Origin of the sequence: Pantanalinema rosaneae CENA516 (assembly GCF_050753385.1) — a bacterium.
GTDB lineage: Bacteria > Cyanobacteriota > Cyanobacteriia > Leptolyngbyales > Leptolyngbyaceae > Pantanalinema > Pantanalinema rosaneae.
On sequence record NZ_JBLZFZ010000022.1, the window covers coordinates 1 to 19,979 of the forward strand.

14 protein-coding genes are annotated in these 19,979 nt (G+C 50.2%); 3 read left to right on the plus strand and 11 right to left on the minus strand.

The genetic code is table 11. From position 1 onward, the window contains the following. Positions 1 to 269 precede the first annotated feature (269 nt). Together ACN4EK_RS14355 and ACN4EK_RS14360 are read left to right on the plus strand one after the other, a co-directional pair. Positions 270 to 2,738 (plus strand): tetratricopeptide repeat protein, encoded by a 2,469-nt coding sequence (locus ACN4EK_RS14355; protein ID WP_431658636.1) that lies wholly within the window; start codon positions 270 to 272, stop codon positions 2,736 to 2,738. Positions 2,739 to 2,841: 103 nt separating this feature from the next. Beyond that, entirely contained in the window at positions 2,842 to 5,328 is a 2,487-nt protein-coding gene (locus tag ACN4EK_RS14360) for an endonuclease MutS2 (RefSeq protein ID WP_431658637.1), read from the plus strand. A 14-nt stretch (positions 5,329 to 5,342) separates the two neighbouring features. Here ACN4EK_RS14360 and ACN4EK_RS14365 read toward each other — a convergent pair whose 3' ends face one another. From ACN4EK_RS14365 to ACN4EK_RS14395, 7 genes are all read right to left on the minus strand, one after another. Then, positions 5,343 to 6,149 (minus strand): MBL fold metallo-hydrolase, encoded by an 807-nt coding sequence (locus ACN4EK_RS14365; RefSeq protein WP_431658638.1) that lies wholly within the window; start codon positions 6,147 to 6,149, stop codon positions 5,343 to 5,345. Positions 6,150 to 6,188: 39 nt separating this feature from the next. Then, positions 6,189 to 8,438, minus strand: a complete 2,250-nt coding sequence (locus tag ACN4EK_RS14370) for a CHASE2 domain-containing protein (protein WP_431658639.1) — start codon at positions 8,436 to 8,438, stop codon at positions 6,189 to 6,191. A gap of 42 nt (positions 8,439 to 8,480) precedes the next feature. Next, positions 8,481 to 9,197, minus strand: a complete 717-nt coding sequence (locus ACN4EK_RS14375) for a DUF928 domain-containing protein (RefSeq protein ID WP_431658641.1) — start codon at positions 9,195 to 9,197, stop codon at positions 8,481 to 8,483. A 306-nt stretch (positions 9,198 to 9,503) separates the two neighbouring features. Further along, positions 9,504 to 10,526, minus strand: coding sequence for a chemotaxis response regulator protein-glutamate methylesterase (cheB, locus tag ACN4EK_RS14380; RefSeq protein WP_431658642.1), 1,023 nt, complete (start codon positions 10,524 to 10,526; stop codon positions 9,504 to 9,506). 11 nt (positions 10,527 to 10,537) lie between these two features. Then, positions 10,538 to 12,835, minus strand: coding sequence for a hybrid sensor histidine kinase/response regulator (locus tag ACN4EK_RS14385; RefSeq protein WP_431658643.1), 2,298 nt, complete (start codon positions 12,833 to 12,835; stop codon positions 10,538 to 10,540). Continuing rightward, complete coding sequence (locus ACN4EK_RS14390; protein WP_431658645.1) at positions 12,836 to 13,528, minus strand: chemotaxis protein CheW; 693 nt, start codon at positions 13,526 to 13,528, stop codon at positions 12,836 to 12,838. It lies immediately after the preceding gene. A gap of 17 nt (positions 13,529 to 13,545) precedes the next feature. Continuing rightward, entirely contained in the window at positions 13,546 to 15,231 is a 1,686-nt protein-coding gene (locus tag ACN4EK_RS14395; protein WP_431658646.1) for a methyl-accepting chemotaxis protein, read from the minus strand. 296 nt (positions 15,232 to 15,527) lie between these two features. On the opposite strand from ACN4EK_RS14395, the gene ACN4EK_RS14400 reads away from it, so the two are divergent. Beyond that, positions 15,528 to 16,031 (plus strand): chemotaxis protein CheW, encoded by a 504-nt coding sequence (locus ACN4EK_RS14400; RefSeq protein ID WP_431658647.1) that lies wholly within the window; start codon positions 15,528 to 15,530, stop codon positions 16,029 to 16,031. Between the two features lie 57 nt (positions 16,032 to 16,088). On the opposite strand, the gene ACN4EK_RS14405 is transcribed toward ACN4EK_RS14400, so the two are convergent. From ACN4EK_RS14405 to ACN4EK_RS14420, 4 genes are all read right to left on the minus strand, one after another. Then, positions 16,089 to 17,189: a DUF6745 domain-containing protein gene (locus ACN4EK_RS14405; protein ID WP_431658648.1), complete on the minus strand. Its 1,101-nt coding sequence runs from the start codon at positions 17,187 to 17,189 to the stop codon at positions 16,089 to 16,091. Positions 17,190 to 17,436: 247 nt separating this feature from the next. Further along, positions 17,437 to 17,736, minus strand: a complete 300-nt coding sequence (locus tag ACN4EK_RS14410; protein ID WP_431658650.1) for a hypothetical protein — start codon at positions 17,734 to 17,736, stop codon at positions 17,437 to 17,439. Positions 17,737 to 17,748: 12 nt separating this feature from the next. Beyond that, the gene (locus ACN4EK_RS14415) at positions 17,749 to 18,828 is read right to left on the minus strand and encodes a coiled-coil domain-containing protein (RefSeq protein ID WP_431658651.1); all 1,080 of its coding nucleotides are present in this window, start codon (positions 18,826 to 18,828) and stop codon (positions 17,749 to 17,751) included. A 37-nt stretch (positions 18,829 to 18,865) separates the two neighbouring features. Further along, entirely contained in the window at positions 18,866 to 19,858 is a 993-nt protein-coding gene (locus tag ACN4EK_RS14420; protein ID WP_431658652.1) for a coiled-coil domain-containing protein, read from the minus strand. Between the last annotated feature and the right edge of the window lie 121 nt (positions 19,859 to 19,979).

The following is a 19,979-nucleotide window of genomic DNA, read 5'->3' on the forward strand; positions in this document are numbered from 1 at the left end:
AGATGTGTATAAGAGACAGGATAGGGGATGGGGGGGTAGATATGGAGGTCTGTGAGCAGCGATCGCGGGGGGCTAGTAGCCCGATTTGGTGGCTTTCCTGATCCGTCACCAGAAATCTGGAAGAAGGGAAAAGAGGTCTATGCCGGACTGCCTATAGTATTGTGGAGCATCTTAGCGGCGAAATTGTCATAACAGGCGCGATCGCTCCCGATCAAACCCTGAAGCATAGACCGATGAACCTACTACATCATCAGTGGTGAAGGGAAGCCGTGAAAAAGCGTAAGTGGTTGAATGTTGCAGAGTATTGTTTATTAGTTGGCTCAGGGATTGGTTCGTTAGCGGCACTGGCTTCCCAGCAGATCTTGCTTCTATATACTGCCGCTCCGGTGTCAGTCTTGTTACTCCTGTTAAATCTGATCAGTCGCCAGCAAATTGAGGAAACTGCCCAGGAAACCACCGCCAATTCAGTCTCCCAACTGAACCAAAAGTTGTCGAGTGACATTAATGCCCTTCAGCAACAAGTCCAGGCAATGCCCAGTGTGTTTGACCTGGCAAGTCTACGCAAGTCGGTATTAGCTAAAAATCAAGAGGCTCTAGCAGAACTGGCTCAAAGTGTGGGTGATCTGCAACGGGAATTTGCACGTCCAGAATGGCGACTGCTGCATCAGGAGGTCAAGCAGGTTCAAGATCATTACACGCACCTATCGGCAACGGTGGCTGGCATTACTGAATCGCTGAATCGGTTAGGAGCCGCAGCCCGGTTAGGCAGCCTGGAAGATGAACTGACCCACCTGAGAACGGATCTGGCACAGGTACGCAACACGCTGCAAACTTTGGATCGCCAGCAACAACAGCATTACCACAAAGATTTGCAAGCTCAAATTGATCAACTGAATCGGCGGTTTAATAAACTGCCCCCACCCTTTGATGCCACCACGTTAAAGCAGGATATCGATTCTTTAATTCGTGTGATTGGGGATCTCGCCTCCCGCCGAGATTTATCTCGGGTAGAGTCCCAACTTTTGAAGCTGAATCAACAAAATAGTGCCTTAGAACAATCGGTGACACCGCTCAAAGTCGCTACCACAATTCTGAGAAAACAAGTGGATACCGTCTCTGCCAAGCTAACCCATGAAGGGCAGGACACAGAAACGATCGCCGAGTCACCGATAGAAACTCAGGTGGTTGAAGAGTTAAAAGCCACGATCGCCTCGCTGGAACAACGATTAGAGCAACTAGCAACCGCTACCACCCCCACTCAGTTACAGACCGAGATTCAAGGGATCGTATCCGCCCATCTTACGCCCCTGCAACAGCAGCTTTCAGCCGTTCACCAGGTGAATCAAACGATCGATCGCCAGCAACAGGAGTTACGCGATTGGGTCAACCGTCTGCCGCAACTCTTAGACTCGGCGGCATTGCAGAATGAGGTCAAATATCTGGCAGGTCGAGTGGAATGGACAGAAAGTGCCTTGATGGATCTGCAAACTCAGGTGGATACTGCCATCGAGACTCGCTTAGATGAGGTGATGCAGCAGCTACAGACAAACCAACCTGTGCCCAAGTATGAGTTAGTGTTTGATGTGCAGGCAAGATCGCGATCGACATCACCTGCTCTACCAGCTCCGACGGGATGCGGTAGCCGCGCCATGTTAGAGGAAGCCCTCGATCGCACCCAGGCTCGCTTAGTCGTGGTTTATCCCTATCCCAGTCCAGCGACTCTAGATGATGCCATGATCCAGAAGTTCCGCCAATTTTTGGATCGCCAGGGCTGTCTGGATATTGGTTGGGGACACCTGGGCGATGTCACCAGTCGCCATACCGCTCGACCGATCGATCGCCGCCGCGCCATTGATCCCGCCGAAAAAGGTTTTCTGTATACCACCCTGAATCAACTGACCCAACTGAAAAAGCAATATCCCGATCGCTTCCGGTTCAAAGTGCTGGGGACGGATGAAAACTTTTTAGTCTGCGATCGCAGCTTTGCCATTTTAGGTTCCCAGTCCGTTGCCACCGCTAGCGTGGTGTTTCCCGAAGCCGTTGTGGGCTTAAAAACGACCGATGCCACAGTGATTCAGGGTTTAATCCAACGGTTTGACGATCCCGAATTAGATGCCGAGGATACAACTGCCTATTTCCACCGAGCCGCCACTCGTTATGATCTGGGCGATCGTCCCGGCGCGATCGCTGACTATACCGAAGTGCTACGGATTACCCCGAATGACGATATTGCCTATAACAATCGGGGACTGGCGCATTATGATCTAGCCGATCGCCAAGCCGCGATCGCTGACCTGACTCTAGCGATTCAAGCCAACCCAGAGAACTTCATCGCTTACTGTAATCGGGGCGTGATCCGGTCTGAGTTAGGAGATAAGCTGGGGGCGATCGAGGACTATACCGCCGCGATCCATCTGAATCCCGACTACACGACCGCTTACTTTTATCGGGGGCTGGCTCGAACCCGGATGCAGAATAAACTGGGTGCCATTCAAGACTATACCCAGGTGATTCGCCTCAACCCCCAGGATGCCAGTGCCTACTTCTATCGCGGACTAGCCTGCATCAAAATTGGACATCGGTTAGAAGCAATCAAAGATTTACGCCAAGCCGCCCAACTATTTAAAGAGCAAGGAGATACCGCCAACTACAAACAAACCGTTCAAGCCATCAAAAAATTGCACAAAACCCTGGTCATTGCTGGCTCCGGCAAACCAATGGTATCCAACGGTGCCTAACCCACCGCCCCCACCGCCCCATCTCCCTGATCTCCCCACCTCCCCATCTGCTTCATCCTCCCGCCTTCTAGAATAGAAGAGTAGTCAAACCAGCAGGGGCAAGTTGATTCAGGCAGAGACGCTCGAACTTTTAGAATGGTCGCGGTTGTGTCAACATCTTTCGACCTTTGCGGCAACGAAACTCGGAGCGATCGCCGCACAACATGTAAAAATTCCCACCGCTCCGGAGGAAAGTCTGACATTATTAGCCCAGACCCAGGAAGTCTATGACCTGGAAAGCCGCCTGTCTTCTGGCTTGAGTTTTGAGGGCATTAGCGACATTGGGGAATCCCTGGATCGGGCTGGACGGCAGGGCTTATTGTCCGGTAAGGAATTACTAGAGATTGCCACGACACTGGCGGGGATGCGGCACCTGCGGCGGGTGATTGATAGTCAGCCCGAATTAGTGGTTTTGAATGAATTAGTCGCTGACCTGCGTACTTATCCCGAACTGGAGCAGGAAATTCACCACTGTATTGATGAGCGAGGGGATGTCACCGATCGCGCCAGTGCCAAACTGGGTGGAATTCGCGAGCAACAACGGCATGTCCGCGATCGCATCTATACGATGCTGCAAAGCATTTTGCAACGAAAAGGCAATGCCATTCAGGAACATCTGATTACCCAACGCGCCGGACGCTTTGTGTTACCAGTTAAAGCCCCCCAAAAAGATGCCGTTCCGGGCATTGTGCATGACACTTCCATGAGTGGTGCCACCTTATACGTGGAACCTCACAACACCGTGAGTCTAAATAACCAGTTACGGCAACTGGAACGCCAGGAACAGGCAGAAATTGAAATTATTCTGCGGGGCTTAACGGAAAAGATCGCGGCGATTCAAACCGACTTGGAACGCTTGTTGGCGATCTCGACCACACTCGATCTGGCAACGGCGCGAGCTCGCTATAGCCTGTGGTTAGAAGCCAATCCCCCCCGCTTTATTCCCTGGGGTGGCTCAGAGGATCACGCCCCTGAACCTATTACCCTGCGGCAACTTCGCCATCCCTTATTAGTCTGGCAGCAACAGCACGAACAGGGGCGATCGGTGATTCCGATCGATCTGGTGATTCAACCCACCATCCGCGTTGTAGCCATCACGGGGCCGAACACCGGCGGCAAAACGGTAACACTCAAAACGCTGGGTTTAGCCGTCCTGATGGCAAAGGTGGGATTATTCGTCCCTGCCCGTGAACCCGTAGAATTGCCCTGGTTCGAGCAAATCCTGGCAGACATTGGAGACGAACAATCCCTTCAGCAAAGTCTATCTACCTTTTCGGGTCACATTCGGCGGATTAGTCGGATTCTCGGGGCGTTGCAACCGGAGTCGGTGGGACGGGAGATGGGGGAGGTGAGTTTAGTTCCTCCAGGCTCGTCGCCGTTATCGTTGGTGTTGTTGGATGAGGTCGGAGCGGGAACGGATCCCTCGGAAGGTAGTGCTTTAGCGATCGCCTTATTGAACTATCTAGCGGATCATGCCGGGTTAACGATCGCCACGACTCACTTTGGCGAACTGAAGGCATTGAAGTATCAGGATCCGCGATTTGAGAACGCCTCGGTGGAATTTGATGATGTTTCTCTAGGTCCTACCTATCGCTTACTTTGGGGCATTCCGGGACGCTCGAATGCCTTGACGATCGCTCAACGACTGGGATTAGATCCGGCGATCGTGGAGCAGGCGCAAACCTATGTTGGCGGAGCCTCCCAGGAGGTGAATCAGGTAATTGAGGGGTTGGAAGCCCAACGTCGTCGGCAGGAAACCAAATCTCAGGAAGCCGCGAAACTGTTGGAACAAGCCGAACGCTTACATCAGCAGGTATCCCGGAAAGCCGAAACCTTGCAGCAGCGTGAACGGGATCTGCAAGTGGCACAGGAGCAGGCAGTACAAGCGGCGATCGCCCAAGCCAAAGCCGAAATTGCTAAAGTGATTCGGCACTTACAAAAGGGATCACCGACTGCCCAGGAGGCGCAACAGGCAACCGAGCAGATCAATCAACTGGCGGCACAACATTTGCCCTCGCGTCAAGCCAAACCCCAAGTACCAAAAGGCTTTCGTCCCCAAGTGGGCGATCGTGTCCGTATTCCCCGGTTAGGACAAACGGCAGAAGTGCTGACGGCTCCCGATCAGGATCATGAACTGACGGTGCGGTTTGGGCTGATGAAAATGACCATATCCCTGGATGACATCGAATCGTTGACTGGAGAAAAGCCCGTTAAACCAGAACCTAAAAGTAAAGTGAGTGGAGAACCGGATAAGCGCACCCATAAAGAGGCTGGAACAACGTCGCCTCCGCCTGCGTCACCTGTAATTGTGCGAACTGCCCATAATACGATCGATATTCGAGGGAGTCGGGTTGCCGATGCGGAACCTGTGATCGAAAAAGCGATCTCGGAAGCGTTGGGTGGAGCCGTTTGGATTATTCATGGTCACGGCACCGGCAAATTGCGGCAAGGTGTCCATGCCTTCCTGCAACAGCATCCCTTGATCGATCGCTATGAATTGGCTCCCCGGGAAGAAGGAGGATCTGGCGTGACGATCGCCTATGTGCGTTAATTCCCTGCCGTTCGCTAAACCGTTAAGGCGGGATGGGGCTCTACCGTAGAATGGGGACAGAACTCAAATACCTGTCCCCGTTTGACAAACCCTTGAAATCCATCGGCAACGGCATCCGGCAGCTCCCCTGGTTGATAGCCATAGAGCCACATTTTCTGACGCAGGTGATCGGCGAGCGTCACCAATTCCTGATAGTGACTATGAACTGGCGTGGGGAATTGGGAAATCTCACAATCATGGAAGATCAAATCTGCCGCTTCATAAATAGCTTGATTTTGATCCAGACATAATTGCGTATCGGTAGAAATAAAAATCTTGCGACCATGCAGTTCAAACCATAGCCCATAGGTGGGCATCAGATCGACCCCATTATGGACATGAATCATTTGCACCAGTTGGAAGCGAATCCCTTCCCAAACAAAGCTGCCCTGTTGTTCTACCGGTCTGACATCAAAAAAGGTATCGAGTTCGGCGATCTCTTGATGGAGCGATCGCATTCCTCCCGATAACGTCCTGTCCCACAGTTCAGCCGCAATTTTAGCGTTTAAGTATAACCGGGGACGATCGCAACGCGGGTCAAATTTGCGGGTAAAGCCGACATATTCCAGTCCACCCACATGATCGGAATGGAGATGACTGATATAAATATCTGTCACATCCAGATAGGACATCCCCGCCGCATGTAACGAGAACCGAATATCGGAACCACAATCAATCAACAGCGATTTGCCCTGATCAGTGGTCAGTAGCATGTTGGAGTGAAAGTTATCAACACCAACCGTAAATGCAGAACCTGAGCCTAAAAACAGCAGTGTGGTCATAGTGTTTCTAAGAGGGAGTGGAGTTGAGCATTGGCAAATTCACCCCGTAAGTGTCTGATACAGTGTTTCGAGTTGCGTTGCTACAGCAGGGGGCTTTGCCGTAAAGAGGATGTAACACCCTCCCGGGTCGGCGGGACGATCGAGCACCTTGGCATATACATCATCACTATTCGTCGTTTGATCGCCCCAGGGTAAAAAATTCAGTTTCAGATTACTTAATGGCTCTGGAAGCGCTGCTGAATTAGGGTCGTCAAGCTTCAGTAGCGCCCCTTTAGCCGATAGTTGCACTAACCAGCCTTGCAACATCACTTCACCCACATGCTTGCCAGATAATTCGGTATAGATCACAGGAATCGTCGTTGGGAGGGGCACAAACACTTCTTCTTCCTGGGGCAGATAAAGATTATAGGCTCCAGTAATCCCACCAACATCATAAATTTGCAACGGATTCTGCACCCCTTTAGGTTTGACTTCCTTCTGGTCAATCACTTGGACGATCGCACCTGCTGCCTTCAAGGTGGATTCCGAGATCAGCACTTGACCAGGAGTAGTGTAGGACTCAATGCGATAGGTCAGGTTTACCTGACTCCCCATCACGCCATACTTGGTGCGTTTTTCGGAACCGATATTCCCGACCACCACTTCTCCCGTATTAATGCCAATCCCCATTTCCAGAGGAGCCAATCCCCAGGCTTTCACCGTCTGATTCACCTCAGTCATGGCTAACTGCATGGCAACGGCACAGGCAATCGCCCGTTCGGCATCATCCGATCGCTGAGTCGGCGCACCAAACAACACCAGAATACCATCCCCCATAAACTCATCGATCGTCCCCTGATATTGGGTAATGATATCTGCCATGTGCCCCAGATAAAAATTGATCACCTTAATCACTTCCTCCGGGGGCAAGCGTTCTGATGTGGCGGTAAATCCCCGCAGATCAGAGGTCAGAATCGTAATTTCTCGCCGTTCACCGCCTAGCGAGAGTCCTTTAGGACTTTCTAACAAGTTAGCGACGATTTCATCCGTGAGATAGCGTCCAAAGGTTTTGCGAATTTTCCCAGCACTGTAAGCCAGAAAACTCGTAATCGATACCGCCGTTCCTGCCATTGCCAACATCGCGGGCACGATCGGAATCCACCAACCAGCGACAAACGCGGCAAACGTACTGCTGAGAAGTACCGCCGCGGCCAGAATCGGAATGGAGATCCGCAGGATCAAGTATTTCCGGGCATGGGTGACATGCCGCATTTGCCATGCCAATGTTGCCCCAACTCCTGCCCAGCCCAAAATCCACAACCATTCCCACGGCTCCGACCAACTTTTGATCAACGGACGACCATCCATCGCCGCACTAATAAACTGGCTGGTCAGGTTCGCATGAACTTCCACCCCCGCCATAAACTCACTCAAGCCGAGGAAGCTGCCACTGTAGGGAGTCAACATGACATCCCGAAAGCTTTCACCCACCGCTCCAATCAGAATGACGCGATCGCGACCCCAATCTGCGGGTAGTCGATCCTCCAACACATCCATCAGGGACACCGTTTGGAACTTGCGTCTGCCACCCCGATAGTTAATCAACAGTTGATAGCCCCCTGCATCGGCAGCAACATAACCGCCGTCATAACTGGTAAAGGGCGTAAACATAGTTTGTCCTAATTGCCAGGTATCGACTTGATCCTCAATATTGCGAGGGGCAATCTCCTCCTGTTTCAAATACAGCAGTGCCGCATATAGACTGAAACTATATACCTTTTCTCCATCATCACCGCTAACTGAGACAAAACCACGTCGCACCCGGTCATCCGCATCATAAACCAGGTCATTGGCGGCTACCTGACCTTTCGCCTTGAGGGCAGGCGGTGGGGCAACGGCATCCCATCCGCGTTCACCCACCACTTTCTGAATTCCGATCAGATTGGGAGTTGATTCAAATACGTCTACTAAGGCGGCATGTCCCGGTTCTACTGGCAAATCTCGATAAACATCTAATCCGATCGCCCGAGGTTCCCTCGTTTTCAGTTTGGTGATCAGTTCGGCATAAATCCGATCGGGAATAATGGCTTGCCCGATCGCTTTCACATCTGCCTCATTAATGCCCACGATTACTACGCGATCGTCCACCGGATCTTGAGGGCGTAGGCGCATGTACTGGTCATAGGCAGACCATTCCCAGGCTTGCAGTAGCCCAGTCATTCGCAGTAACAGCACGATTCCAGTCACAGTAGGAGCCGCGATCGCCACTCCCCGCCATTCCCAGAACAGGTGCTTAACCGTTTTCCACACAGTACGCCCTCCCGGCAGGATCAAGGAACAATTTGCTGAAGACTATTTGACAAATTGAGCTTGCGCGACTTTTTCTAACCCCACGGATTTGAGGAGATCACGCCAGACTTGCGGATTGGATTGCCGGATTGAAGCCGCCAGTTCCAATGTTTCCTGCCAGATCCCAGCCTTGGCATACAGTTCCGCTTGCTTTAAGGCATCTGTATTTGCTGTTTTGAGTGCCGTTGCCAGTTCGGTATTCAGTGGCACTCGCCGCACCCGTCCTTCGGTAATCAGATCCCGCGTCCGATCCTTGGCATCACAGACGATCGAAAAAGCCCAGGAATAGTTCTTACCTGCCTCTAACAGGGGTTTGCCATCACTGGTTTGCTCCGGCAAGCTAATCCGCATCACCCCGGAGGACTCTGGTAACTTCACCTTGGTTTGATAAACGTCATCCCCATTCTCATCCACCAGTAACAATTCAGCATTCTTACTGGGGAACTTGGGGATATAGAAAAACAAGGTGGGGCTATCCGCCGTTGTTGTGCCGATATTGTTATTGGGCATTAATGCTGTCAGGATCGTGCGATCGGCCGCCGTACAACCACCTCCCCGCACTCCACCACCACCCGTTCTGGCAGGAGCACCGCGATCGCTGGTTTTCGGAAATTCTAAGGCATGGCTGGGCAGCGCTACGGTCAATGTGGTCAGCATAGCGGCAGCGGCACACAGGACACCCACGAGTTTGGCTGAACGATGAGTCTGATGAAACGGCATAGAGCTAAGATCTCCTTGATTTAAAAATTCCAACCTAAGCGTTACAGTAGGAAGCGTACAGACCTAAGGCGGGTACTGCACTAGAGCAGAAGACTGGCAATGCAGATCATTTGTTCACATCATCATCGGGATGGCGGATTGATACCCATTAGCACTCTGTAAATCTGCATGGAAAATTGATGGTACACCCAGTCTGGTAGATCGCTGGCAACGATATTGCTTTAAAGTACCCGTTGAGTAGAGCAACCCGACAAATTACCCTGATTTTCGCATTGGCTATGAAAATCTAGGCATTTTTGCATTAACTTAAGACAAGCTTAACCGTTGAGTTAAGACGGCACCAATGTTCTGGATCGGCAAAACCTGTGATGCAGATCCCAACTCTGCTGCAACTTTGGGCATGCCATAGACCACCGAGCTTCGCTGATCCTGAGCGATCGTCAGCCAACCCGCCGATCGCAACGCTCCTAATCCCACTGCCCCATCTTTGCCCATTCCGGTTAGGAGAACCCCGATGCCCTGCCCGATCCAATGTTGTGCCACACTTTGAAAAAACACATCGATCGACGGATGGTAAATGCTGTGCTGCGGGGGGGGAGTATAGCTGAGTAATTGCTGCGATCGCATCATCAAGTGTTGATCGGTTCCGGCTAACCACACTCTTCCCGGTTGAGGCGGATAGCCCGGAGTCACCAGTTGTACCGGCAAGCGAGACTGCTGGTTTAACCAGTCCGCTAATCCGGGAGCAAACTGAGCATCAATATGTTGCACAATCACGATCGCGGCTGGGAAATGGGTTGGTAGTGCCGCCAGAATCGTGGCGATCGCCTGGGGCCCTCCCGTGGAAGCTCCGATCACGACTAAAGAAGATGAGCGAGAACCGCGACTTAAGGGAACGGGCGGTGGGGGGGATTGAGTCACCTTACAGCGCGACTTGCCCAACAGCTTGCGGATCGTGGCGATTTTTGCCAGTAACCTCAAACTACCCTCAGACTCTCGATCGCTCCCCAGGATTGGCGTATGCACCACATCCAACGCCCCATAGCCCATTGCCGCAAAGATTTCTGACCGCAGCCGATGCACCCCTGCCGTCACCATTAATACCGCACAGGGAGACTGTGCCATAATCCGCCGAGTCGCTTCTACTCCATCCAGCGTCGGCATGACTAAATCCATCAAAATCAGATCCGGGGGATCGATCGCACACTTTACGACCGCTTCCATACCATCATAGGCAATCCATGCCAACTCATAGTCTGGAACCGTTGCTACGACACGGCGTAACGCTTCCGCAGCAACTAATCCGTCATTGGCAATGGCAATTCTCATAGCATGATGAATTAGGCGGTTCCAATCAAATCAATCACAGCTTGCAGGAAGGTGTCATCGTGGAAACTACTTTTGGTCAGGTAGTAGTCAGCGCCCACTTCTAGCCCTTGCAAGCGATCGGTTTCTCGATCTTTGTAAGAAACGATGATAGTCGGCAAGGTTTTTAACTCCGGATGTGCCCGAATTTGACTAATTAATTCGATTCCGTTCATCCGGGGCATATCAATATCGGTGATAACTAAATTATAGGAGCCTGTGCGTAACGCATTCCAACCATCAATGCCATTGACCGCCACATCGACTTTATAACCTCGATTTTCCAGGAGTTTACGCTCCATCTCCCGCACCGTAATTGAATCATCGACCACCAGAATGTGCTTGTGGGCTAAGACGATCGCCGCATCGACTTGAGGAGCCATCTGGCTAAATTGTCCACTCGCCAGCAAATTATCGATCGATCGCACCAAATCTTCCACATCCACAATCAGTACCGGAGCCGCATTGTCCATTAACGCGGCAGCACTGATATTGGGGACTTTGCCCAGACGTGGATCAAGCGGACGCACGACTAAACGTTGTTCCCCCAAACTGCGATCGACAATCACCCCATAGCGACTCAAGCGATCGCTAATCACCACTACAAACAGATGTTCCGATCGAGATGGGATAGCATTCAACCCCAGAACTTGATCAGCCGTCACTAACCCGATCGCCTGTTGATCCAGCAGAAAATAGGGGCAATTTTCGGCAACCTGAATGTCCGTTTGCGGTAATACAACCACCTGATCAATGCGCGTCAACGGAAAGGCGTAGGGTTCCCCCGCAATTTCCACTAACAACGTCCGAATCACCGACAGGGTGAGCGGCAGTTGTAAATGAAAGCTCATACCTTGACCAGCTTGAGCCTGGGTACGCAGCGTCCCGCCCATTTCCTGCACAATGCTATGTACCACATCCAGACCTACCCCACGACCTGAAATCTCTGTCACCTGCGCGGCGGTCGAAAATCCCGGTAGATAGAGAAAATCAAATAGTTCTAGTTCTGTCAATTGCGCTGCCATTGCGGCGGTCGTCAGTTGTTTCCGAACCACATCCTGCCGCAACAACTCTAAATCAATGCCGCGCCCATCATCATTTACGGTAATCAACAACATCCCCGCCCGATGACTGGCTTCTAAGCGAATTGTGCCGATTGCGGGTTTACCCGCCGCTAATCGTACCTCTGGGGTTTCAATCCCGTGATCGATCGCGTTACGAAGTAAGTGGGTTAGAGGACTTTCCAGACGTTCTAAAATGTCGCGATCGACCGAAGTCCCTTTCCCCACAATTTCTAATTTGACCTGTTTGCCCAATTGTTTCGCCAAATCACGCACCATACGGGGGAATCCCTGTACCCCATCCCCAAAGGGACGCATGTGACTGGCAATCACTTCCCGATACAACCGATCCGCTAAATTTGCCGATCGTCGCGAAAATTGTTCGAGTTCACTTTGGCGCTCACCCAGTACCTGCCGACATTCATTGGCTTTTAACTGTATAGCGCTAAATAACTCAGTCGATTGTTGAGTCAATGATTGCTGAGATAATGATTCCTGAAGTTTTTCTAATAGATGAGTCAGTTCCGTTTGGCGAGTTTTTAGTTTTAATAAAGAGTCGGCAAACGGTTGCAACCAATTGGCTTCAACCAATGATTCGCCTGCCAACCCCATTAACCGATTGAGATTATCTGCACTGACCCGCACCACTCGTTCCGTCACCGATGGCAGAGAACTTGATGCTAATGGGGTCGATGACAACAGAGCCGATTCCACGGGGAGGGTTGCCACGGTAGGAGCTACCACCACCGGATCAACGGGGTCGGGGGAGGGAACAACGATCGAGTCAGCCGCCCTGACCGGGGGAGCGGTAAGAATCCCAGTCATCGCCTGAACAAACGCCTGAATACGCGGATCATGGTCTGAAAACACAGCATCCGGATTGAGCGTCAAGCTATCTGCCAGAGCCAACAATAGATCAGCCCCTTGCAGCAACGCATCAATATCATCAGCTTGCAACTCGATCGTGCCTGCCTGCACCGCGACAAAACACTCTTCCATTAAATGTGCTACTTTGACCGCCGCTTCCACCTGCACGATCCGGGCGGCTCCCTTAATGGAATGGGCTGCCCGCATCAGGGATGCCAGAGGTTCAACGGGATCCACATGGGTTTCTAATGCTAACAGCGCCTGATTTAAAGTAGCCACCTGAGCCTTCACTTCCAGGCAAAACAGATCCAGCAAAGAAAATTGACTCAGATCTGGTCGTTCCATTTATACAACCCTCCGACTCAATGCCTGAAACACGCACTCCTCATCCAAAAAGCTGACCGAATGATGCTGCCAGCGAATTAACTGTTTCGTATAGGTTCCCAGGGCTTTCGTCACACTTGCCGGAGGATCATACAGATCGGCTGAGGTCATCCGATGAACTCCATACAATTCATCCACTGGAAACACCCAGCGATCGCTGCCCCGTTGCACAACCACCATCCGGGGATACACCACTGGACTAACAATTTGCTCGGAACGGGTTGTCGTCTCTAATCCCAACAAATTAGCTAATGACACACAGAGTTGGAGTTCCCCCCGAATATTCACCAGTCCCAATAGCACCTGATTGCTGCGATGGGGCAAGGTATGAATTGTGCTAACTGTCGTCACTTCTTGAAACAAAGTTGCCGTCAGGGCTAACCACTCCTGGCGCAACCGAAACAACACAACCGCGATCGTGGCATCCGTGACCTGCTGTGCCCCTGCCACCAACCCGGAGGCGGAACTCGTGAGTAAGTCTGTCCATTCCTGCTGATAGGCGACTGGAGCCTCTCGTTCCAACAACTTCCGCCCACTCGCGGCATAGACAGGACAATTCCGGCAGTGAATCGCGGTAGATAACTCGGGACAGGAACGATCGCCCGTAATCCCGATCGTATGCCAACAGGTATCAATGTTTGTGGATAAACTCATTTGATGCTGGCTCTAAGTCATGCTTGATACAATAGGGGCAGATTAGCAGGTTGTTCTAGTGCAGCAGGCAGCATAGCATCCGGGTGACTGCTCACTTTAAATCGAGAGATTTCCCGTCGCAGGGTTTGCGCGGCTTGATTCAATTGCTCGATCGCGCGATTAATTTCCCGTAAGGAATCGGCGGTTTGGCTTGAGATCGTACTCAACTGCATCATTGCTTCACTAATCTGCTGTGCCCCCTGTGCCTGTGCCTCCATGCCTTGATTCGTCGCGTCAAACTGTGGAGTTAGTTGCTGCACCTGATGAATGATTTGTCCCACCTGTTGGCTCACAGTATTCACATCTTGCACACTGCGATCGACCTCCCGCGAGAACTTATCCATTTCCATTACCCCAGTGGATACTGAAGATTGCATTTCCTTCACCATTTGTTCAATATCCAGGGTAGAGATTGCCGTTTGATCCGCCAAACGCCGAATTTCCCGCGCCACCACCGCAAAGCCTAAGCCATACTCTCCCGCCTTTTCGGCTTCGATCGCGGCATTGAGAGACAATAGGTTTGTTTGATCCGCCACTTTTGTAATCGTGACAACAATATTGTTAATGTTGTTTGCCTTTTCACTAATTGTGCCCAGCCGAGCCGCGATCGCATCAGTCGCGACTGCCAATTGCCGCATGGTTGCTTCAAGTTGCTGCAATCCTTGGCGGCCACTGGCGGCGACATCGGCGGTAGATTGCGACAGGGCTGCTACTGCTTCCATCGATCGCACCAGTTCACCCGAGGTAACAGAAATTTGTTTCGCGGTCGCGACCACTTCATTGGTAGCAGCAACTTGCTCCGTCATCGTGCCATCTAATTGTTTGCCAGAAGCCGCAATTTGAGTCGCTGAGGTGGTGACTAAAATTCCCGATTGCTGCACCTGACGAATTAAGGTATTCAAACTACGTGACATCGTTTGCAATGCCACCATCACTTTCCCAATCTCATCCTCAGAATTCACCTCGACTTCAGCCGTCAAATCTCCCTCTGCCACTTGTTCGGCAACCTGAACCGCTTGATTTAATGAGCGCCGCAAAATTCGAGCGATCGCGAACGAAATTGCTACACCAACAACAATCACCACCACAAGGCTACCCCAGCTTGCCAGGTTAGAAAGGGTTTGAGCTTGCGAGACAACTTTCTGACGTTCATCCAGTAAATCCTGCTCAATCTGAGCAATGACATCTAACTGTTTCCGAATATCATCCATCAGCTTGTTACCATCGCCAGCTAATATCAATGTTCTGATTTCTTGCTCCCGACCTGCCTGTTTGAGGCGAATTATTTCGGCTAATTTACTCATTTTTCGATTAGCCAGATTCTGCACAACCAGTAATCGCTCAAGTTGGGCTGAATGATCATCAAATTGATCCTTTAAAGTCGAAAAACTATCATCCAGTTGTTCTTTAGAACGATGATAAGGCTCCAGAAAATTATCAGCCCCGGTATAAATAAATCCCCTTTGTCCGGTTTCAGCATCAACCAGAAGTTTTTCCAATTCCTTCAATCGGTACTTACCTTGATAAGTATGCGTTACCCAGCCGACTGAATCAATCAACATATTATTGGTTGACTGAGCCAGTAGGTTAGAGAGTCCCGCTAAAAGCACGATCGTCGTACATCCCAAAGGGACGAGATGAGTAATCTTAATGCCTCGCTTCATGCCTGCCTCCTTTTTAGTTCTTACTAAAACGTTTCAAAATTAAAAAAGTATTTTCATAAATACATAAAAGATAGTTGTCGTTCTGTCTAACAATACTCAATTAACTCATTAGAACCGAAGCAGATCCATGCTATCTTTTGGATCATGTTGAAATATCAATACTGTGTAATCAGTAAAAACCGAGGTAAAGTAGGGTTAAATCAGTAGTTTTACTGTCAAAAGATTCAGTGTTATCACGATTGATGTTAGAAAGGTGATTTCACACTCTAATATCGATCTGCCGATGGGGCTTAATCATGCTGTTACTTCTGGTTCATGTCGGTGAAGAACGTTTAGCGTTAGATAGCCGATATATTGTCGAAATTACCCCCCTGGTAGCACTAAAAAAGCTGGCTCATGCCCCAAGCTATCTTGCTGGCATGTTTAATTATCGGGGTCAGATCGTACCAGTCATTGACCTGGGAGAACTGATTCGAGGTCAACCCTGTACAACACATCTCAGCACTCGCATCATCGTGGTTCGTCCTATGGGCGATCGCCAAGATCCCCAACCATTAGCAGTTACAACAGAAACAAGCAATCCAGTATCACCGCCGCTGTTTGGCTTGATTGCAGAACGGGTCACGGAAACGTTTTCCTGGTCAGCATCAACCCTTGTGGAGCCACCCCTTCATAGTCAAGCCGCTGCCTACCTCGGTGATTTAATCATTGATCCGCAAGGGATGATTCAATGCCTGGAAATTGAGCCACTTTTGCCCTATATCCAAGCCGTACCACTCTTACCGCCATTTAAAGCTTGAACGGACGATCGCTAACTCACGATCGTCCGCTTCATAATTCAATCTTCCATTTAGTATTCAGGTTTGCACCGCAAATTCCTCTGGGTCAATATCCCAATTCATCCAACTAATTGCCTCTTTAGCAGACAGACTATCCGGGGGAACGCGGGCAACATGAATAAAGCCTGTACTGGGACAGGTCATCTTCAGCAGGAGAATGGGTTCGTCATCCTCCTCCACATCGACTTCTAGCAGCGTATATTCTTGCCAGGAATCCAGTTCCGTCACTTCTAATTCCTGACAGATCCGACCATAGCCAATGCCTTGAATAAGCACCCGTCGCAGTTCGGCATTGGCTTCCTGGAGCAACCAGTGCGATCGCCATTGTTGGGGATGCAGTCTGCCATATTGTTCAGGTAGTCGCACTCCCGCATAGGCATAGACGCTAAAGCCATCCGCAAACTGAATCGCTGGTAGCCCTTCGGCATGGAGGCGATTTTCCGCATCAAACGATAGCAACCGAGGGCGATCGCACACCAGGCATAACTTTTCGTAGGGAAACAGCCAACCGCAATGTTGCAAAAGTGCCAGGAACGCAGTGCCCTTGACGCGATCGTGGGTACAGTTCAGCACCGAGATGGCAAAATCCATCCACATACTATTAAACAGGGGCGGCTCCCGTCGTAAACAGGTTGAAAGATACGATCGCAGTTGGGGTTGCAAAGCCAGTTGCTCCCACAATTGGGGTTCATAGTGCCGAGCTTGTGCCGGGGATAGGGCTAATTGTAGTTGTACCTGTCCCGAGAGTTGTTGATTCAGTTGTTTCCAAAGAGAGCTATGGAGTTGCTCATCTAACACCCGATTGATTGGCGAACCAAAGGTTTGATGCAGTTCCCGTGAGTGTTGCTCCGGGGAGTAACTATCGACTAACCACTTAGTTTCTCGACTTAAGGTGCGCTTCAATAAATGATTCAGTGTAGCTGCAACTGCATTGGGACTCTCACAAAACACGATTTCTGGAGTAGATTTACCGATCGCTTGATAGGCAGCATTCACCGCTGATCGAGCTAATTCGTGATCAAGCGGTTGGGTAGATAGCGCGATCGCCTGCCATTTTGCCCAATACTCAGGAATTAACGCCACTTGCTCCGGAGTCAATCTTGTAATTATGTGTGTCATACAGGTAGTCGCTGAAAGAAAGTCTATGATCGCTTGTAGAGATAGAGCAAATCCCATCTCTACAGGCGGTTCCGCTCATGAATTGATCGCTTAGGGCTAGGAATTCAATAACTCCACATCTCTCTGTACGGGCGCGGCATACCCTCCGGGAAGCAAGCTACGGCAGGGATTTCTGGGTCAATGGCAAGGACTTTTTACCGAATGCCACGCCCCTACGCAAAATTACACCTTAATAAATCTGCGATCCTTAATCTTCTACATAGCCCCACTCACCGGGCTCATACTGTCGCTGAATTCGGACAATCCATGTGCCTTGCGGAATCTGAATTGGCTTATGCTCCTCATGGGTCAGCGTTGCCGTATCAGAATCTACCATTAAATACAGCACACCCTCCTGTTCGCGCAATTCTGCATTTCCCTGACTAATGCGATGACGATGCCCCGTGACTTCTCCTTCGGCCAACGTTAAATGAGGCAGCAATTCACCTGTGGCACTATTGGCTGGAATTGGCATTAGAATCACATCACCTTGACGCATGGGTTGCATAGTTTAATCTCCTTACTTACTTTTTGCCTGGGTTTTCGCTTGTTCCAACGCGATCTCTTTCAGCATTTGAGCGGAACTGACATTGGCAGACCCTTCGATCGCTTTTACTGCCAAATCTTGCACTTGTTTCAACGCCGCATCCAGTTGGTGAGCCAGGTGCTGAAGCCGAGCGTCCTGATGCTGGATGGTATCCAATAGCGATTGAATTCGGAGTTGATAGGTATGTTTCTGCCCTTCAATTTCTTTGGCAACTAAATCCGCTTTAATCTTCGCCTGATGGTGGGCAATCCCTTTGCCTTCTTCTTTGGCACGTTTAATTGCCGCTTCTAATTCTTGAGGATAGGCTTCTACCTTGGCTTTCAGTTCAGCCAATTGGGCTTCTCGATCGGCGATCGCTTTCTCCCGTTCTGCCCATTGTTTCGCTTGAGCTTGCTGCAACTCTTCCAACTCCTGGTACAGACGTTTTTGCTCCTGGTCAAATTGATCCGTTGAGAGTTGACGTTGTAGCGTTAAATCATAGACATATTCTTTGCCCTCCCGTTGCTGGGTTTTGTGGGCAGTTTCATTCCGATCTTTTAGCGATCGGCGATGGTCTTCCTGCGCTTTTGCCCAGGTTTTTTTGGCTTGGGTGAATTCCTGTTCTAACGTCTCTCGACGCTGGGTTAATTCATCATTAAAGGTCTTGAAACTATCGCCATATTCTTGAATCAGCGTATCCAAACTATCATCCTGTATCTGAAGCTGATGCAGTGTTTCTAACTGTTCCACCTCTGTAGCAACTGCCTGCCGGACTTCCTGAAGTTGCAGGGCTTCCCGAGTTAGCTTTTCGGATAGATCACTAATGGCTCCCCCGAATTTTAGTTGTAACTGAGTTAACTCATCAATCATTGACTCCATCTTCGGTTGTTGTGTTGTAGTGACCGTTGCCATAGGAGTTACATCAGGTGTGTTTTTAGCACTTGTTACCTTAGATTCAGCCTGTTTCGCCGCCTGGAATTGAGCTTCCAATTCCTTCTTTTCTTTCCATAAATTATTAAAAGCGGTGAGAATTTCCGCCTTGGTATTCTTCTCACTGGGTCGTTTGACAGCCATAAATTAGTCCTGCATGGTGAAGACGTTGCGGAAGCATTTAGGTAGCACTGCGATGAGTAGACGTTTCAAAAGCTCGCATGGCTAATTCCTGAGCTTGCTGCATAACAGTTTGCAGTTGAGTAGAAATTTCGGCAATCTGGGTCGTTTGTTGATGAACTTTGGCTTCCAACGCTTGAATTTGCAGTTCGTAGCCCTGCTTGGTTGATTCCCATTCTTTTTCCAGCAGATCCGCTTTGACTTTCGCATCCTGGTGAATATCTCGAATTCCTTCTTCCCGAGCTTTTTTAACCGCTTCTTCCTGTTCGGCGGGAAAGGCTGCCACTCGTTGCTGGTACTCTGCCAACAAGGTTTGCTGACTTGCCAAACGCTGTTCTCGTTCTGCCCATTGCTTGGCTTTAGCTTGCTCAGTTTCTGCCAATTCTCGTTCCACCTGCCGTTGCTTGGCTGCGTATTCATCGATCGCCAATTTGCGCGATCGCTCCGTATCGTAGTGATAGTCTGCTTCCTGGCGAGTCCGTTCCTGCTGAAGCAATGATTGATGCTCCAATTGAATCGCCTCGAACTCTGCCTGTTCCTGTTGCCAGGATTTGCGTGTTTCAGCCATCTCTTTTTCCAGTTGTTCTCGATCGCTCTCTGCTTGATGGTGTAGAGCATCGAGTTTCTCCTGGTGTTCCTGGGTCAGAATATGAAGCGCATCTGCCACAATCCGCACTTGACGCAGGGTATCGAGATGGTCTGTTTCGACCGCAATCGCCCGGTGTAATTCCTCCAGTTTAGTGTTCTCAGTCGATAGCTGAGTCGATAGCTGACTCACCACCTGACTAAACTCTAATCTGAGATCTGCCAAACCCCGGACAATACTATCTGCCGTATATTGCGACGCGATCGCTAAGATACGTTGGTCTTCCAGTTGGCGAGCTTCCTCTGCCTTTGTCGCCACTTTTGATTCGATCTTACGTCGGTCTGCCAGGAGTTGTTGAAAGGCTTCCAGTAGCTTCGCTTTACTATCGGTTACAGCAACCTGGATCATGAAGATTCCTCATTACTAATGCAAGCTTCAGTTCATGCGTACTATAGTAACATCCATTGGACGAAAATGCAACATAGATAAACTAAATTTGCAAACTGTAGTTGTCAAGTCTAGCTAGTAA

What these genes read in the sequence shown, in the direction of transcription:
- ACN4EK_RS14365 (WP_431658638.1), bottom strand. Translation starts at nt 6,149, where the DNA reads ATGACCACACTGCTGTTTTTAGGCTCAGGTTCTGCATTTACGGTTGGT.
- ACN4EK_RS14375 (WP_431658641.1), bottom strand. Translation starts at nt 9,197, where the DNA reads ATGCCGTTTCATCAGACTCATCGTTCAGCCAAACTCGTGGGTGTCCTG.
- cheB (WP_431658642.1), bottom strand. Translation starts at nt 10,526, where the DNA reads ATGAGAATTGCCATTGCCAATGACGGATTAGTTGCTGCGGAAGCGTTA.
- ACN4EK_RS14385 (WP_431658643.1), bottom strand. Translation starts at nt 12,835, where the DNA reads ATGGAACGACCAGATCTGAGTCAATTTTCTTTGCTGGATCTGTTTTGC.
- ACN4EK_RS14390 (WP_431658645.1), bottom strand. Translation starts at nt 13,528, where the DNA reads ATGAGTTTATCCACAAACATTGATACCTGTTGGCATACGATCGGGATT.
- ACN4EK_RS14395 (WP_431658646.1), bottom strand. Translation starts at nt 15,231, where the DNA reads ATGAAGCGAGGCATTAAGATTACTCATCTCGTCCCTTTGGGATGTACG.
- ACN4EK_RS14400 (WP_431658647.1), top strand. Translation starts at nt 15,528, where the DNA reads ATGCTGTTACTTCTGGTTCATGTCGGTGAAGAACGTTTAGCGTTAGAT.
- ACN4EK_RS14405 (WP_431658648.1), bottom strand. Translation starts at nt 17,189, where the DNA reads ATGACACACATAATTACAAGATTGACTCCGGAGCAAGTGGCGTTAATT.
- ACN4EK_RS14410 (WP_431658650.1), bottom strand. Translation starts at nt 17,736, where the DNA reads ATGCAACCCATGCGTCAAGGTGATGTGATTCTAATGCCAATTCCAGCC.
- ACN4EK_RS14415 (WP_431658651.1), bottom strand. Translation starts at nt 18,828, where the DNA reads ATGGCTGTCAAACGACCCAGTGAGAAGAATACCAAGGCGGAAATTCTC.
- ACN4EK_RS14420 (WP_431658652.1), bottom strand. Translation starts at nt 19,858, where the DNA reads ATGATCCAGGTTGCTGTAACCGATAGTAAAGCGAAGCTACTGGAAGCC.